Origin of the sequence: Bradyrhizobium sp. C-145, assembly GCF_023375135.1 — a bacterium.
Classification (GTDB): domain Bacteria; phylum Pseudomonadota; class Alphaproteobacteria; order Rhizobiales; family Xanthobacteraceae; genus Bradyrhizobium; species Bradyrhizobium zhanjiangense.
In genome coordinates this window covers 3,045,179-3,060,371 of the sequence record NZ_CP088150.1, presented here as the reverse complement: position 1 = coordinate 3,060,371, position 15,193 = coordinate 3,045,179, and the positions used below count along the sequence as shown (strand labels likewise).

The 15,193-nt window shown below is 63.2% G+C and carries 14 protein-coding genes; 7 read left to right on the top strand and 7 right to left on the bottom strand.

Features of this window, described 5'->3' with window-relative positions:
• The first annotated feature begins 198 nt into the window (after positions 1-198).
• The 4 genes from LRP30_RS14120 to LRP30_RS14105 all read left to right on the top strand — a co-directional run bounded on the left by LRP30_RS14120 (position 199) and on the right by LRP30_RS14105 (position 4,352).
• Positions 199-975 (top strand): Crp/Fnr family transcriptional regulator, encoded by a 777-nt coding sequence (locus LRP30_RS14120; RefSeq protein WP_128934865.1) that lies wholly within the window; start codon positions 199-201, stop codon positions 973-975.
• A gap of 181 nt (positions 976-1,156) precedes the next feature.
• Positions 1,157-2,578, top strand: a complete 1,422-nt coding sequence (locus tag LRP30_RS14115) for an ABC transporter substrate-binding protein (RefSeq protein ID WP_249760715.1) — start codon at positions 1,157-1,159, stop codon at positions 2,576-2,578.
• Between the two features lie 35 nt (positions 2,579-2,613).
• The gene (locus tag LRP30_RS14110) at positions 2,614-3,483 is read left to right on the top strand and encodes an ABC transporter permease (protein ID WP_208758061.1); all 870 of its coding nucleotides are present in this window, start codon (positions 2,614-2,616) and stop codon (positions 3,481-3,483) included.
• Positions 3,480-4,352 (top strand): ABC transporter ATP-binding protein, encoded by an 873-nt coding sequence (locus LRP30_RS14105; protein WP_164934553.1) that lies wholly within the window; start codon positions 3,480-3,482, stop codon positions 4,350-4,352. Before LRP30_RS14110 ends, LRP30_RS14105 begins: the two co-directional genes overlap by 4 nt.
• A gap of 168 nt (positions 4,353-4,520) precedes the next feature.
• Here LRP30_RS14105 and LRP30_RS14100 read toward each other — a convergent pair whose 3' ends face one another.
• The 7 genes from LRP30_RS14100 to LRP30_RS14070 form a co-directional block, all read right to left on the bottom strand.
• Positions 4,521-5,579 (bottom strand): putative sulfate exporter family transporter, encoded by a 1,059-nt coding sequence (locus LRP30_RS14100; protein ID WP_128934869.1) that lies wholly within the window; start codon positions 5,577-5,579, stop codon positions 4,521-4,523.
• A 111-nt stretch (positions 5,580-5,690) separates the two neighbouring features.
• On the bottom strand, positions 5,691-5,909 hold the full coding sequence (locus tag LRP30_RS14095) for a hypothetical protein (RefSeq protein ID WP_091892324.1): 219 nt from the start codon (positions 5,907-5,909) through the stop codon (positions 5,691-5,693).
• Positions 5,910-6,074: 165 nt separating this feature from the next.
• Complete coding sequence (locus LRP30_RS14090) at positions 6,075-6,788, bottom strand: ABC transporter ATP-binding protein (RefSeq protein WP_128934871.1); 714 nt, start codon at positions 6,786-6,788, stop codon at positions 6,075-6,077.
• Positions 6,785-7,540 (bottom strand): ABC transporter ATP-binding protein, encoded by a 756-nt coding sequence (locus LRP30_RS14085; protein WP_249760714.1) that lies wholly within the window; start codon positions 7,538-7,540, stop codon positions 6,785-6,787. Before LRP30_RS14085 ends, LRP30_RS14090 begins: the two co-directional genes overlap by 4 nt.
• A 2-nt stretch (positions 7,541-7,542) precedes the next feature.
• Positions 7,543-8,562 carry a branched-chain amino acid ABC transporter permease gene (locus LRP30_RS14080; RefSeq protein WP_249760713.1) on the bottom strand — a complete coding sequence of 340 codons (1,020 nt, stop codon included), beginning with the start codon at positions 8,560-8,562 and terminating at the stop codon, positions 7,543-7,545.
• A complete protein-coding gene (locus LRP30_RS14075) occupies positions 8,559-9,461 on the bottom strand; it encodes a branched-chain amino acid ABC transporter permease (protein ID WP_091892316.1) in 903 nt (300 codons plus the stop codon). The genes LRP30_RS14080 and LRP30_RS14075 overlap by 4 nt, the downstream gene beginning before the upstream one ends.
• Before the next feature lie 86 nt (positions 9,462-9,547).
• Positions 9,548-10,807 carry an ABC transporter substrate-binding protein gene (locus LRP30_RS14070; protein ID WP_249760712.1) on the bottom strand — a complete coding sequence of 420 codons (1,260 nt, stop codon included), beginning with the start codon at positions 10,805-10,807 and terminating at the stop codon, positions 9,548-9,550.
• Positions 10,808-10,978: 171 nt separating this feature from the next.
• Here LRP30_RS14070 and LRP30_RS14065 point away from each other — a divergent pair, with 171 nt between their 5' ends.
• Genes LRP30_RS14065 through LRP30_RS14055 form a run of 3 tightly spaced genes read left to right on the top strand, consistent with a single transcriptional unit; the run spans position 10,979 to position 15,017 of the window.
• Positions 10,979-12,472, top strand: coding sequence for an AMP-binding protein (locus tag LRP30_RS14065; RefSeq protein WP_249760711.1), 1,494 nt, complete (start codon positions 10,979-10,981; stop codon positions 12,470-12,472).
• Entirely contained in the window at positions 12,469-13,110 is a 642-nt protein-coding gene (locus LRP30_RS14060) for a TetR/AcrR family transcriptional regulator (RefSeq protein ID WP_128934877.1), read from the top strand. Before LRP30_RS14065 ends, LRP30_RS14060 begins: the two co-directional genes overlap by 4 nt.
• On the top strand, positions 13,107-15,017 hold the full coding sequence (locus LRP30_RS14055) for an NAD(P)-binding domain-containing protein (protein WP_249760710.1): 1,911 nt from the start codon (positions 13,107-13,109) through the stop codon (positions 15,015-15,017). Before LRP30_RS14060 ends, LRP30_RS14055 begins: the two co-directional genes overlap by 4 nt.
• Positions 15,018-15,193: the final 176 nt, after the last annotated feature.

Genomic DNA, 15,193 nt, shown 5'->3' with positions numbered 1-15,193 from the left:
ATTCCCCGCGAAGGCGGGGAATCCAGTACGCCGCGGCCTCTCCGTAACTCATTGCTGTCTCTGGAATATTGGGTCGCCCGGTCGAGCCGGGCGATGACACCTGAATGTGTGGCGCGCGTAGGCTCCGACAGCAGCATTCCGTCCGATCTGGCACGGACATTGCTCCTCTTTAGAACGATTTGAGCGTTCCGGAGGCAGATGATGTTGCAGGCGGCGAATGCAGTTCGTGGGACTGTTCCCCCGGCAGTCCGGCCTGCCGGCAGCTCCTCGCTGCTGCTCACCGAGAACCAGCAATGGATCGGCGGCCCGCCGCCGCTGATGGACAAGCTGTCGCCGCGCGAGCGTGAGCTGGTCTTGAAACAAGGCCGCCGAAAAGTGCTCAACCGCGGCCAGACGCTGTTCAGCCAGGGCGGCAAGCATGACGGCATCTGGCTGATCGAGAGCGGCCGCATTCGCGTCTTCTACACCTCCCCGCTCGGGCGGGAGATCACGCTGGCCTACTGGCATGTCGGCAATTTCGTCGGCGGGCCCGAAGTGTTCGAAGGCACCGTTCACCAATGGTCCGGTGTCGCATCCAGCAATTGCAGCGTGGTGCACCTGCCCGGAAAGGAGCTGCGATCCCTTGCCGTGGAGATCCCCAACCTTGCGATCGGCCTGATCGAGGGACTGACCTTCAAGGGCAAATGCTATTCGGCGCTGGCCCAGATGCTGGGAACGCGCTCTATCACGCAGCGCCTCGCACACCTGCTGCTGCACCTCGTCGAGCTCTATGGCGTCGAGGATGCCGATGGCCGAGTGATTGCAGCCGCCTTCACCCATGCCGACATCGCGCACATGGTCGGCGCCACCCGGCAATGGGTCACGATCAGCCTGAAGCGCATGCAGGAAAAGGGAATCGTGCTGACGAAGCGCTCGCAGATCGTGGTCTGCCGGCCCGACGTGCTGGAGGAGATGCGTGGACACGCGTCTGACTGAATGAGCTTGCGACCAGGGCCGGTGCACAGGCAAGCGGCTTTATAGTGCAGGACTGCCCAAGGAGTATGCAATCAGTTTTTCCCGGCAACTAATCGACTGCGGGTGTCATTCCGGATTTGCCCTGTCCGGGCCCTCACCCAATCATGGCAACCACAGCACATCCAACCGAATGAGGATGAGAATGGTCCGCCATCTTCCCACGCTCTCGATCGCGATGTCGATGACTTCGCTGGCGCTTTTGCTCGCGCAGCCGGCCTCGGCGGAAACCGTCACGCTCGGCATCGGAACGCAGGACACCACGACCAACACGGTGACCGCCGGCGTCGTCATCCGGCAGCTGCATCTGCTCGAAAAATACCTGCCGAAGGACGGCAAGTACGCCAACATCAAATTCGAGCTGGAGTGGCAGAATTTCACGTCCGGCCCACCCGTCACGAACGCGATGATGGCGAACAAGCTCCAGATCGGCATGATGGGCGACTATCCGCTGATCGTGAACGGCTTCACCTTCGAGAGCAATCCCGAGAGCAAGAGCCGACTGATCGGCATCGCTGCCTACAGCCAGTCAGGCTCCGGCAACGGCATCGTCGTTCACAAGGATTCGCCCTACTACGATCTCGCCGATCTCAAGGGCAAGCTCGTCAGCGTTCCCTTCGGCTCGGCCGCGCACGGCATGGTGCTGAAGGCGATGCAGGACCGTGGCTATCCCACTGACTTCTTCCAGCTGGTCAGCCAGAGCCCCGAAGTCGGCTCGACCAACCTCCAGGAGAAGAAGATCGACGCGCATGCCGACTTCGTTCCATTCGCAGAGCTGCTGCCCTTCCGCGGCTTCGCGCGAAAGATTTTTGACGGCGTCGAGACCAATCTGCCGACCTTCCACGGCATTGTCGTCCGCACCGATTTCGCGGAGAAATATCCGGAAGTCGTCGTCGCCTACTTCAAGGCGGTGATCGCCGCCAACCAGTGGCTGCGCGACGATCCCAAGCTCGCCGCCGAAAAGATCCAGGAATGGACAGGCATCAGCAAGGAAGTCGTCTATATCTTCCTCGGCCCGAGCGGCAACATGACCACCGACCCAACGATCAAGCCGGCGCTGATCGATGCCGCCACGGCCGACGTCAAGGTGCTGCAAAACCTCGGTCGCATGAAGGAGTTCGATCCGAAGAAGTGGGTCGACGACAGCTACATCCGCAAGGCCTACGCCGAGATGAAGCTCGACAATAACCCGCAGCTTGCGAGCACCAAGAACTACGAGATTTCCGGCGAAGATTCTTTCTGCAAGAAGCCGATCGCCGATCCGCGCAAGGCGGGCGAGGTCTGGGTGGATGATGCCGGCATCATGCCCTTCTCATCCGCAGCCTGCACCCTCGGCGCCTATGCCGACTACAAGACCAAGGGCAAGAAGATCAATGTCGCCTATGTCTTCGACACCACGCGCGGCATCAAGCTGTTCGCCGACCAGGCTTTCTTCGCGGTCGGCAATGGCGACGTGGCGCCCTTCCTGCTCAAGAAAGATGCCGAAGCCTACGCCGCCAAGATCAGCGGCAAGGTGCTCGGCTTCGATGACGCGGTGAAGGCGGCGGTCGGCGGAGGCAAGACGTGAGCAGTCCCGCCCTCCGCAGACATTCCGAGGACAGCATGTCGGCAACAGCCATTGCAGAGACGGCTCCCGTGTCCGCCGTCACTCCGCCCGCAACACCCCCTTCGTTCGGCACGCTCGCGCGGCGCTGGTACCGGCTGAATCAGGGCCGGCTTCGCGCAACCGCGATCGGCGTGATTTCGCTGCTCGCCTTCCTGCTGGTCTGGCACCTGCTCACGACCTATCGCGTGGTGTTCTTCGTACGTTTCACCAACGTGCCATCGCCGCTCGCGGTCTATGCGAGCTTCACCAAGGCGATCCACGATCCCAAATTCCTGCTGCACATCCTGCTCAGTTGCCGGCGCATCTTCATCGGCTTCTCGCTCGCGGCGATCGTGGGCGTGCCGCTCGGTCTGATCATGGGTCGTTTCAAGCTGGTGCATGAGGTGATCTTCCCGGTCGCCGAAGTGCTGCGCCCGATACCGGCGATCGCCTGGGTACCGATGGCAATCATGCTGTGGCCGACCAACGAGCAGAGCATCGTCTACATCACCTTCCTCGGCTCGTTCTTCCCGATCCTCGTCAATACGCTGCACGGCATGTCGCTGGTCGATCCAGTGCTGGTCCGCGCCGCGCAATGTCTCGGTGCACGCGAGCGCTCGATCTTCCGCGAGGTGTATTTTCCGGCTTCGCTGCCGCACATCTTCACCGGCCTCACGGTCGGCATGGGTGTCGCCTGGGTATCGCTGATCGCTGCCGAGATGATCTCGGGGCAATACGGGATCGGCTACTTCACCTGGGAGGCCTATTCGCTGGTCCAGTATGCCGACATCGCGCTCGGCATGATCGCGATCGGCGTTCTCGGCCTTGGATCGAGCCTGCTCATCAGAGGCGCGGGGCAATTGGTGATGCCGTGGAGGTCAACATGAGCGAGGTGCTTGCGAGCGAGCCGAAGGGCCATATCGAGGTCAAGAACTTCTCCCTCGCCTACGAGACCATCGAGGGAGCGGTGCAGGCCGTGACCGACACGCAGATCCATGTGAAGCCCGGCGAGTTCGTCTCGATCGTCGGGCCCTCCGGATGCGGAAAGTCGACCCTGCTCAATGCGGTCGCCGGCTTCCTCAAGCCGACCACCGGAATCGTCACCGTCGACGGCGAGCCCGTGAACGGCCCCAGCGCCGAGCGCGGCATGGTGTTCCAGCAATATTCGCTGTTTCCTTGGAAGACGGTGCGGGAAAATGTCGAATTCGGCCTGAAGATGCGCGGCATGCCGCGCTCGCAGCGCGAGCGTGCGGCACGCACGCTGCTCGGACTCGCGGGGTTGGAGGCGTTCGAGAAGCACTATCCGGAAAAGCTGTCCGGCGGCATGAAGCAGCGCGTCGGCATCGTCCGCGCGCTCGCCACGGGGCCGAAAGTGCTGCTGCTTGACGAGCCCTTCGGCGCGCTTGATGCGCAGACGCGCGTCATCATGCAGCAGATCCTCACCAACATGTGGCAGCGGCTGAAGATCTCGGTGCTGTTCGTCACCCACGACATCGACGAGGCGATCTTCCTCTCCGACCGCGTCTACTGCATGACAGCGCGCCCCGGCTCGATCAAGGCGGAGATTCCGATCCCGCTGGAGCGGCCGCGGCAGCAATCGATGATGATGTCGTCGGAGTTTCTGGCTCTGCGCCGCGGGCTGATGTCGCTGATCCGCGAGGAAAGCCTCAAGGCAATGGGCGGCGAGATCAACGACATGGGCATGCAGGGCTTGAACATCGAGCTGCACGGCCACTCGCTGGCGGATGTGATTTAGGCGCAGTGAGCGCGCTCAGTCTCGTAGGGTGGGCAAAGCGGCTTGTCCGCCGTAGCTCGTAGAGCGAAGGCGGAAGCGTGCCAACCATCTTACTCAGTTGCACGCCGAACCGAGTGGTGGGCACGGCGCTTTCGCGCCTTTGCCCACCCTACGGCAGTTTTGCTCTAATTATTTGAACCAATGCACCAGCGCGATGCTGATGCCGAGCAGCAGCATCAAGGACAGCGTCACGGCGGCCGTCACGCGACCGCCGACATTCGCCAGCACGCGCACGTCGACGCCGAGGCCGAGGGCGGCCATGGAGACCACCGTGAGAAAGCCGGTGATCTTCGTCACTGGCCCGACCACCGTGGCCGGCACGATCTCCAGGGAGCGCAGGGTCGCCAGCGCGAGGAAGCCGAGGATGAACCACGGCACCAGGCGAAAGAAGCCGACATTGGTCTTCTTGGCATCACTGTGCCAGCGCGAGGCAACCAGCGAGAGGCCGACGACGACCGGCCCGAGCATCAATACGCGCATCAATTTCACGAGCGTGCCGATCTGCGTGGAGACGAGTCCGGCCGGTACCGTCGCCGCCAACACCTGGGGCACCGCATAGACGGTCAGGCCGGCGAGAATGCCATATTGCGTCGCCGACAACTGCAACAGTGGAATCAACAGCGGCAGGCCCAGCACCATCATCACGCCGAGGATCGCGGTGAAGGAGATCGAGGATGCGATCTCGTCGTTGTTGGCGCCGATGATCGGCGCCACGGCCGCAATCGCCGAATTGCCGCAGATCGAGTTGCCGCAGGCGATCAGGATCGACAAACGCGTCGACAGACCGAGCATGCGGCTGAGGCCGAAGGAGACGCAGAGTGCGATCACGACGACGGCCGCGATCGACGCGAGCAGCGCGATGCCCGAGGCGGCAATGGCGGCGAAACTGATGGAGGCCCCCAACAGCATGACCGCGACTTCGAGAAGCTGTTTGGCGCTGAAAGCGATGCCGGCCTGCCAGCGCGGCGCGGGCTTCCAGAAGCTGCGCAAGGCCATCCCGAGCAGGATCGCCATCACCAGCGCCTCGACATAGGGATGCTCGAACACGCCAAGTTCCGCCCGCTCGAGCAGAGCCGAGACACCGGCGACGAGAACGCAGAGGAGAATGCCGGGAATCAGTGCCGCAATACGGCTCGCGGCGGAGGCCGGCTTGGTCTCGGCCGGGCTGGATGCTTGATTCTGCGACACAAATCTCTCCCTGAGGAGAAAGATTTATACGCAGTGCGCTTCCGTAGGGAAATAAGTTTTCGACATATCAGGCCCGAGGGAAGTTCTATCCTCAGGCCGGAATAATCGGCCTTAGAAGATCAGGCTCTTGGCCAGCGAAGCGACGCGGCTGAAGCCGTCATAGATGCCGGGCTCGAAGAAGGCGGCACGGGCAAGCACGATACCCGCAACCAGCGACCAGAACAGGCCGGTGCCGGCCCGCAGCAGGAGCTTTGACGTACGCGAGCGCGGCTGGGTGTCCGTCGCGGACACCAATTGCTCGCCGAAGGGTTCAAATCCGGTACGTTCCATGGCTCTGGCCAACCCATCAAATCCTGATAGGAATGTCGTCTTTTCGGCCTCAAACGGCAATGGAAGCGATTGGCGTTTTTGCCCTCCCGAGAGAAAACTCCTTCCGTCTGGCAACCTCAGGACAATAGTTTTCTTCTTCGGCCTATTTGGACACGGCGGCCCGGCTTACAGGGCCAGATACCTGCGCCGGATCGCGTCGTTGGCCTTCAGCTCGTCGATTCCGGCGGCATAGACGATCTGGCCCTTGTCGATGACGGTGGCGTGGCTCGCCAGCCCCAGGCAGAAATGCATGTTCTGCTCAGCGATCAGCACCGTCGATCCGAGTTGGCGGAGTTGCCGCAACAGCTCCCCGATCCGCTGCACGATGATCGGCGCGAGGCCCTCGCTCGGCTCGTCGAGCAGCAGGAGCGCCGGATTGCCCATCAGCGTGCGCGCGATCGCGAGCATCTGCTGCTCACCGCCCGAGAGGCGCCCGGCGATACGATGGCGCAGCGGCTCCAGAAGCGGGAAGACCTCGTAAATGCGCTTGATCGGCCACTCGTCCTGGCCGTCCGGACCCTTCTTCTTCCCGATGACGAGATTGTCCTCGACCGTGTGCTCCGGAAAAATCTGACGATCCTCCGGCACGAAGCCGAGGCCGGCGCGCGCGATGGTGTGCGGCTTCAGGCCTGAGATCACCGCGCCGCGCAGGCTGATCCTGCCCCTCCGCGGCGGCGCCAGCCCCATGATCGCCTTCATGGTCGTCGATTTGCCGGCGCCATTGCGGCCCAAGAGCGCCATGGTCTCGCCCTGCCGCACCGACAGGCCGACGCCGAACAGGATCTGGCTGGTGCCATAATAGACATCGAGATCGGCGACTTCGATGACGGCTGCGCTCATGCGGCAGCTCCCGCATGTTCGGTGCCGAGATAGGCGTCGATCACGGCGCTGTTGTTGCGGATCTCGTCCGGCGTGCCGGTTGCTAGGATGCGGCCGTAGCAAAGCACCACGATTTTTGGCGCGATCTTGAACACGATGTCCATGTCGTGCTCGATGAAGACAACCGTGATCTTCTGCGTCTCCCAGAGCTCGCGCACCTTGTCGATCATGCGCCAGCGCTCCTCCGGGCCCATGCCGGCGGTGGGTTCGTCCAGCAGCAGCACCTTGGGTTCGAGCACCAGCGCGATCGCGATATCGAGCAGCTTCTGATCGCCATGCGACAGGGTCGCGGCGGTACGATGACGTTTGCCGGCGAGCCCTAGCAGCTCCATCACATGCTCGGCGCGGTCGCGCGTCTCGGGCAAAGGAAAGCGCTTATGCAGCACCGCGGAGGTGCGCTGGTCGGCGCTGACGGCGGCAAGCATGGTCTCCTGCACCGTGAGCGACTTGAAGATGCTGGCCACTTGGAAGGCGCGGCCGATGCCATGGCGCACGATCTCGGGCGGCGATCGGCCGGCGAGATCGACGCCGTCGAGCAGCACCTGCCCGGAATCCGGCCTCAAGGCACCGGTGATCAGGTTGAAGAAAGTGCTCTTGCCAGCGCCGTTCGGGCCGATGACCGCGGTGAGCGAGCCGTCGGGGAAGTCGAGCGAGACATCGTTGGTCGCCTTCACGCCGCCAAAGGATTTTGCGAGGTTGCGGATCTCAAGCATCGCTAGCGCCCCTCGCCTGCATCGCGCCGCTGCGCAAACCATTCGGCGACGAAATCCAAGAGGCCCTTGCGCAGGCCCAGCGCGAAGAACAGGATGACCACACCGAGCACGATGCCGTGATACTCGGTGAAACGCGTGACAGTGTCGTTGAGCAGAAGCAGCAGCACGGTGCCGACCATCGGGCCGAGGAAGGTCGAGACGCCGCCAAGCATGTTGATGAAGATGCCTTCGCCCGAGATCGTCCAATAGGCGAACTCCGGATAGGCGCCGGAGACGAACAGCGCCATCACCATGCCTCCCATTGACGCGAACAGAGCCGCCAGCACGAAGACGGTCAGCTTGGCACGCCAGACGTCGATGCCGAGGAAGCTCGCACGCGCGGCGTTGTCGCGGATCATGCGCAGCGTATAGCCGAACGGTGATTGCGCGATCTGGCGCATCGCGAGCAGACCAAGGATCAGCAGCGCGCAGCTCGCGATATAGAGATGGACGTGGTTGGCAAGGTCAATGCCGAGGAACGGCGGCCGCGGAATGCCGCCGCGCAAACCCTGGTCGCCGCCGGTGAAGGAGGCCCAGGACAAAATGGTCGAGTGAATCAGCATCTGGAAGGCGAGCGTCACGAAGGCGAAGTAGATCTCCTTCAGTCGCACGCAGATCGCGCCGATGATCGCGGCAAACATTGCGGTGATCGCCAGCGTCGCGACGAAGGCGACGGGAATCGGCACGCCGAGCTTCTGCATGATCAAGCCGTAGCAGTACGCGCCAAGGCCGAAGAACATGCCATGACCGAACGAGGTCAGGCCGGTGTAGCCGACCAGTAAATTCAGCGACGTCGCAAACAGGCCGTAGGCCGAGCAGCGGATGACGAAGTCGAGCAGCGCCTTGCTGCCGGTAAAGAGCGGCAGGCTCGCCAGCACGATGAAGGCGATCAGCGCGATCAGGACGTCACGGTAGCGTTGGACCGCCGCGCCGCTGCGCACTGGCGCCAGCGTTTCGGCGCGTCCGGCCTCCAGCTCGGTCATGCCGCCTCCTTGCCGAACAGGCCGGTAGGCTTGGAGACCAGCACGATCACCATGAAGAGGTACATCAAGCCTTCCGTGAACAAGGGAAAGCCGAGCGAGCCGAACGAGCGGATCAGCCCGAGCAGCAGCGCACCGATCAGCGCGCCCAGGATCGAGCCCATGCCGCCGATCACGGTGACGATGAAGGATTCGATCAGCACCGAAAATCCCATCCCCGGCGTCAGCGACCGCACTGGCGCGGCCAGCGCGCCGGCAAGGCCCGCCAGCATGCCGCCGAGCGCGAACACGCCGCCATAGATCAGGCCGGTGTTGATGCCGAGCGCGGACACCATGCCAGGATTATGTGCGGCGGCGCGGATCACCTTGCCGATGCGGCTGCGCGACAATCCGATGCCGAGCACGATGGCCGCGACGAGCGCGACGCCGATCAGCAACAGATAGTAAGGCGGCACCACGCCACCGGCGATGAACAACGGCATCACCTGGAATGCCGACGGCATGCCCATCGACTTGAACTCCGGTCCCCAGATGATGCGCACGACATCGTCGAAGATTAGTACGAAGGCATAACAGACGAGGAGCTGCATCAAGACATCCGCGCCGTAGACCCGGCTCATGAAGACGCGCTCGAAAATCAGGCCGAGGATTGCGGTGCCGGCCGCGCCCGCCAGCATGGCGAGCGCAAAACTGCCGGTGAGCTGATAGGCCGTCATCGCAAAGTAGGCGCCGAACATGTAGAACGCGCCGTGGCTGAAATTGACCACCTTGAGCACGCCGAAGATCAGCGTCAGCCCAACCGCAACGAGAAACAGCAGCATGCCAATGATGAGGCCGCTGGTGGTTTGCGTCACCAGGCAGGCGGAGCTGGAGAGGCAGCCGGCGAGCGCGTCGAGATCCACAGAAGCACTTTCATTGCAGCGCGCGGTATGGCGCGGAAAACGAAACGAACGGCGGAGGCGATCGCCCGTCTCCGCCGCGCGTCAGATCAGGTGTAGCCCTTGCTCTTCTTCCACTCGGCCTCTAACTCGAAGATGGTCTTCCAGTCGCCGGCCTTGACCTCGGGAACATAAGGCTCCTGCGGGATGGTGGTGCCCCAGCCGATGGCGTAGCCGACGAGGGTGTGGTCGTCGCCGCGCATCGTCACCGTGCCGTCGGCGCCGAACGGGCACTTGATGGTAAGGCCCTTCAGCACCTCCGCGATCTTCTTGCCGTCGGCCGAGTTCGCCTTCTTGGCGGCTTCCGCCATCAGCATGATGGCGGTTGCGTTTTCCCACGACCAGTTGGTCGGATATTCATTGTACTTGGCCTTGTAGGCATCGCCCCAGGCGGCATTCTCCGGCGTCGACGGGAATGTCTTGATGTAGCGGTTGCCGGAGTGAATGCCCTTGGGCAGGTTCTTCACCACGGTGAGCGCGGTGTAGTCGGCCATGTTGACCGCGAACACCTCCATCTGGCTGAACATCGCGTAGATGTTGGCCTGGTCGATATAGGAGGTGAGATCGCCGCCCCACAGGCAGGAGTACAGCGCCTGCGGTTTGGCCTGCAGGATCTTGGTGACCACCTCGGTGTAATCGGCCTGGAACAGCTTTGGCCAGGACTCGCTGATGATTTCGACCTCGGGCGCAAAGCGTTTCAGGTAGAGCGTGAATTCCGCCGTGGTGTCGCGGCCATAGGCATAGTCGGGCGAGCAGGTCGCCCACTTCTTCAGGCCTTTTGCCTTGGCGATCGCTGCGGCATAGCTGCCGCCGACGATGGAGTCGTGCACGCCCTGCCGCGCGGTGCGGAAGGCATTGGGAATGTGCTGCTTCGGATCCGCGGTCAGTGCCGAGGTCTCGGAATTGGTGTGGATGCAGAACACGCCGAGATCGCGCGCGACCTCGTGCACCGCGAAGGCGCCGGAGGAGGCCTCGGCGTCGATCATCAGCTCGCAGCCGTCGGTGTTGACGAGCTCGCGCGCGACGCGGGCAGCTTCCTGCGGCTGGCCCTTGGAGTCGCGGATCACCATCTCGATCTGCCGGCCGGCAAGGCCGCCGGCGGCGTTGACCTTCTCGACCTCGAGCATCACCGCATTGCGCGAAGACGTGCCGAGCTGCGCGACGCGCCCCGATAAAATCGTCGGCATGCCGATCTTGATGGTCTTGGCCTGCGCACGCGCCACCCAGGGCGCGGCAAACGTCATCGCACCGGCGCCCATCAGCGCCAGCGTGGAACGGCGGCTGATGCCCGGCGTGCGGGTTCTCGTCATTTTCCCCTCCCTCTTTCGGGTCGGCGTGTCCTGGTCCCTGCCGGAGATCGTCTCGTCTCCGTGATGCCAAGGATTTCAGAGGGTGGGGGGTGACGTCAAGCCAAAGATGAATTACGAGTCAGAATTCATCGAGGGAGGAAATAAGGCCGGCAACGGCCCAAAACCCGGCAAATGATCAACCTTTCGAGCTTCATCGCCTTTCATGCCCGGCGCACGCCGGATCGGCCCGCGCTGAAATACCGCGGCGAGGAGATCTCCTACGCGGCTTTCGGCGCGCGCATCGGGACGGTCGCCGGCTGGCTCGCCGCGCAGGGCATCCGTGCCGACGATGTCGTGGCCGTGCTGATGAAGAACAGCGCGGCGTTCCTGGAGCTCGTCTTCGCCACCAGCCATCTCGGCGCGGTGTTCTTGCCGATCAATTTTCGTCTGTCCCGCGACGAGGTCGGCTACATCACCGGCAATGCCGGCGCGCGCCTTCTGGTCGTCGATCAGGAATTGGCTGCGAATGCAGCGGGCACGAACATCGTCGTGCTCGACGAGACCGCACAGCAGAGCATAACCCATCTCGCAGGCAACACGACGGCAGCACCGATGCATGTGCGCCAGCCCTCCGACCTGATGCGGCTGATGTACACCTCGGGCACGACCGACCGCCCCAAGGGTGTGATGCTCACCTACGATAATTTCTACTGGAAGTCCGCCGACCAGACGATCGCGCTTGGCCTCAGCGCCGACACACGCCTTCTCGTCGTCGGCCCGCTCTATCACGTCGGCGCGCTCGACCTGCCCGGCATCGCAGCGCTCTGGCATGGCGGGTTCATTCGCATCGAGCGCAATTTCGAGCCCGAGGGGGCGCTGGCGGCTATCGCAGAAGACAAGCTCAACGCGGCCTGGTTCGCGCCTGTCATGACCACCGCGATACTCACCTGCCCCACCCGCGACCGCTACGATGTCTCCAGCCTGCAATGGGCGATCGGCGGTGGCGAGAAGACGCCGGAGGCGCGCATCCGCGCCTTCTCCGAATATTTCCGCAATGCGCGCTACATCGACGCCTACGGTCTCACCGAAACCGTCGGCGGCGACACCTTCATGGAGAAGGGCCGCGAGATCGAGAAGATCGGCTCGACCGGGCGCGCCATTGCCCATGTCGAGATCGAAATCCGCGACGAGGACGGCAACACGCTGCCGGCAAACGTGAATGGCGAAATCTGCCTGCGCGGCCCGAAGATCACGCGCGGCTATTGGAGTGATCCAGACAAGACGGCGTCCGCCTTCTTCGGCGACTGGTTCCGCAGCGGCGACGTCGGCTATCTCGACGACGAGGGCTTTCTGTACCTGACCGACCGCAAGAAGGACATGATCATCTCCGGCGGCGAGAACATCGCCTCCTCCGAGGTCGAGCGCGTCATCTACGATCTGCCCGAAGTGCGCGAGGTCGCGGTGATCGGCCTGCGCGATGCGCGCTGGGGCGAGCGGCCGGTCGCGATCGTCGTGCTGACTGCGGGCGCGAGCCTCGACCTCCCCGCCCTTACCGAGCATTGCCGCGCGCGGCTGGCGAGCTTCAAGGTGCCGAAACAGCTCGTCCTCCGTGACAGCCTGCCGCGCAACCCGTCAGGCAAGATCCTCAAGCGCGTGCTGCGCGCCGAGCTGGAGACCTCCGAATGACTCAAGCGACCGCAAAAATAACCAAGCTGAACCGGGTCGAGCGCAACGCCTGGACCAAGCAGAAGATTTTTGAGGCTGCCACTAAGGTGGTCGGCAAGCATGGCTATGCCGAGGCCTCGGTCGCGCGCATCACCGAGGAAGCCGGTGTCGCGCAGGGCACGTTCTACAATCATTTCGAGAACCGCCAGGAGCTGCTGAACCAGCTGCTGCCCAAGATCGGCCTCGACATGGTCGAGTTCATCCGCGCCCGCACCGGCACGGCGCATGCAGCACGGCAGGAGATCGAGCGCTTCGCGGCGTTCTTCGATTTCATCCGCGAGGTGCCGGAGTTCCTGCGTATTCTCAACGAGGCCGAATTCTTCGCACCGACCGGCTACCAGAAGCATCTCGACAACATCTCGACGGCCTATGTCCGCATTTTGCGTCGCGCGCGGCTTGCCGGCGCGATCGAGGATTACAGCGACGAGGAATTCGAGGCGATCGTCCATATGCTGATGGGCGCGCGCGGCTATCTCAGCCGGCGCTACTCCTATTCGGAAGCCGGCGTCACCGCCGTGCCCGAGCACGTCATCTCCGCCTATCGCAAGCTGATGACGCGCGGCCTCTTCACTGCCTCCGGAGATCAGGACACGCCATGAACATCTCGTCTCCGCACAAGCCGCTCGACCTCGCCTCGGCCATCGCCGAGGGCGACATCCGCTGCCTTCTGATGGTGCTGGTGCACATGACCGGCGACGAGAAGTGGCTTGAACCGCCCTATTTGCCCAAGCGCGACATCCGCCTCATTCCCGATCCGGAAGCCGGCGTGCCCCGGAATATCCAGGACGAGATCCGCGCCGCCGTCGTCAGGCTCTTCGCCAATGGCACGCCGAAACCCGTGATCACCGATCCTGGCGAGGAGCTGCTGCTGAAGATGATGCGCGCCTGCCTCGGCGAGAATGTCGCGCCGGAATATGCGCCTTTGATGCGCGAGGAGATGGGTTTTGTGCCGCGCGAGGCGCGCTGGACGAAGCGCCCCTCCGACGAAACGCTTGCCGATCAGCATGTGCTGATCGTCGGCGCCGGCGTCTGCGCCATCGCGCTCGGCGTGGCGCTCGGCCATCTCGGCATCCCCTACACCATCGTCGAGAAGAACGCCGAGCTCGGCGGCACCTGGTGGATCAACCGCTATCCCGGCTGCGGCGTCGACACGCCGAACCATTCCTATTCCTACTCTTTCGGCTCGCGCAACGCATGGACGCGCTATTTCTGCCCGCGTGAGGAGCTGCTCGGCTATCTGCTGAAGGTCGCGGACGAATACGGCATCCGCAAGCATCTGCGCGTCAACACCGAGCTGACCTCATCACGCTGGGATGAAGGAAGGCAACGCTGGATTTCGACACTCAAGACGAAGGATGGCGAGGAGACTTTCGAATCCACCGCGCTGGTCTCGGCCATCGGCCAGCTCAACTATCCCTCGCGCGCCCGCTTCAAGGGCGAGGAGAACTTCAAGGGCACGATCCTGCACTCGGCACTATGGTCCGACGATATCGATCTCGACGGCAAGCATGTCGCCGTGATCGGCACCGGCGCGACATCGATGCAGCTCGTGCCGTCGATCGCCAGCCGTGTGGCCTCCGTCACCGTCTACCAGCGCAGCGCGCAATGGGCGCGGCCGGTGAAGGGCTATGCCGATCCGATCAGCGAGAGCGCACGCTGGCTGCTCGCGCACCTGCCGTTCTATGTGCAGTGGTACCGCTTCAATATGTTCTGGCGCTATGGCGACGGTCTCTTACCCTTCCTGCGCAAAGACCCGGCCTGGCCGCATCCGGAGCGCGCCGTCAACAAAGGCAATGACCGGCACCGCCAGGAGCTGACCGACTTCATCCTGTCGGAACTACAGGGCCGGCCCGACCTGGTCGAAAAATGCGTGCCGACCTATCCGCCCTACGGCAAGCGCATCCTGCTCGACAACAACTGGTTCAAGACGTTGATGCGCTCCAATGTGGAGCTCGTCACGGACACCATCGACCATTTCGACCAGAACGGCATCGTCACCGCCGACGGCAAGCACCGTCCCGCCGACATCATTGTCGTTGCGACAGGCTTCAAGGTCACGGAGATGGCGGCGCGCCTCAACATCAGCGGCCGCGCCGGCAAGGATTTACGTGAAGCCTGGGCCAACGACAATCCGACCGCGTTCCTCGGCCTCACCGTGCCGGGCTTCCCGAATTTCTTCTGCATGCTCGGGCCGAACTCCGGCCCCGCCCACGGCGGCAGCGTCATCTTCCAGTCGGAATGCCAGAGCCGCTACATCTCGGCGTGTCTGGTCGACATGATCGAGCACGACGTCGCCGCCATCGACGTCCGCCAGGACGTGCTCGACGACTACGTCCGCAAGGTCGACGTCGAGCACGAGGCGATGATCTGGACCCATCCGGGCATGAGCACTTATTACCGCAATGCAAGCGGCCGCGTGTTTTCGGCGATGCCGTGGCGGTTCGTGGACTACTGGCGCATGACCCACGATCCGGATTTGGGCCAGTACAAGTTGACGAGGGTGTGACTCTTCTGCCAACGCGGATCGGCTGTAGGGTCAGCGCACCCTCTCACCACATCGTCATTGCGAGCGCAGCGAAGCAATCCAGAGTCTTTCCGAGGCGGAATTCTGGATTGCTTCGCGGAGCCTGTCATCGGGCCGCGCTTCGCGCGGACCCGTTGGCGCGCAATGACGGAGGTTGC

Coding starts and splice junctions, on each gene's coding strand:
- LRP30_RS14115 (WP_249760715.1), top strand. CDS start 1,157: ATGGTCCGCCATCTTCCCACGCTCTCGATCGCGATGTCGATGACTTCG.
- LRP30_RS14060 (WP_128934877.1), top strand. CDS start 12,469: ATGACTCAAGCGACCGCAAAAATAACCAAGCTGAACCGGGTCGAGCGC.
- LRP30_RS14090 (WP_128934871.1), bottom strand. CDS start 6,788: ATGAGCGCAGCCGTCATCGAAGTCGCCGATCTCGATGTCTATTATGGC.
- LRP30_RS14070 (WP_249760712.1), bottom strand. CDS start 10,807: ATGACGAGAACCCGCACGCCGGGCATCAGCCGCCGTTCCACGCTGGCG.
- LRP30_RS14065 (WP_249760711.1), top strand. CDS start 10,979: ATGATCAACCTTTCGAGCTTCATCGCCTTTCATGCCCGGCGCACGCCG.
- LRP30_RS14055 (WP_249760710.1), top strand. CDS start 13,107: ATGAACATCTCGTCTCCGCACAAGCCGCTCGACCTCGCCTCGGCCATC.
- LRP30_RS14095 (WP_091892324.1), bottom strand. CDS start 5,909: ATGGAACGTACCGGATTTGAACCCTTCGGCGAGCAATTGGTGTCCGCG.
- LRP30_RS14080 (WP_249760713.1), bottom strand. CDS start 8,562: ATGACCGAGCTGGAGGCCGGACGCGCCGAAACGCTGGCGCCAGTGCGC.
- LRP30_RS14110 (WP_208758061.1), top strand. CDS start 2,614: ATGTCGGCAACAGCCATTGCAGAGACGGCTCCCGTGTCCGCCGTCACT.
- LRP30_RS14105 (WP_164934553.1), top strand. CDS start 3,480: ATGAGCGAGGTGCTTGCGAGCGAGCCGAAGGGCCATATCGAGGTCAAG.
- LRP30_RS14120 (WP_128934865.1), top strand. CDS start 199: ATGATGTTGCAGGCGGCGAATGCAGTTCGTGGGACTGTTCCCCCGGCA.
- LRP30_RS14085 (WP_249760714.1), bottom strand. CDS start 7,540: ATGCTTGAGATCCGCAACCTCGCAAAATCCTTTGGCGGCGTGAAGGCG.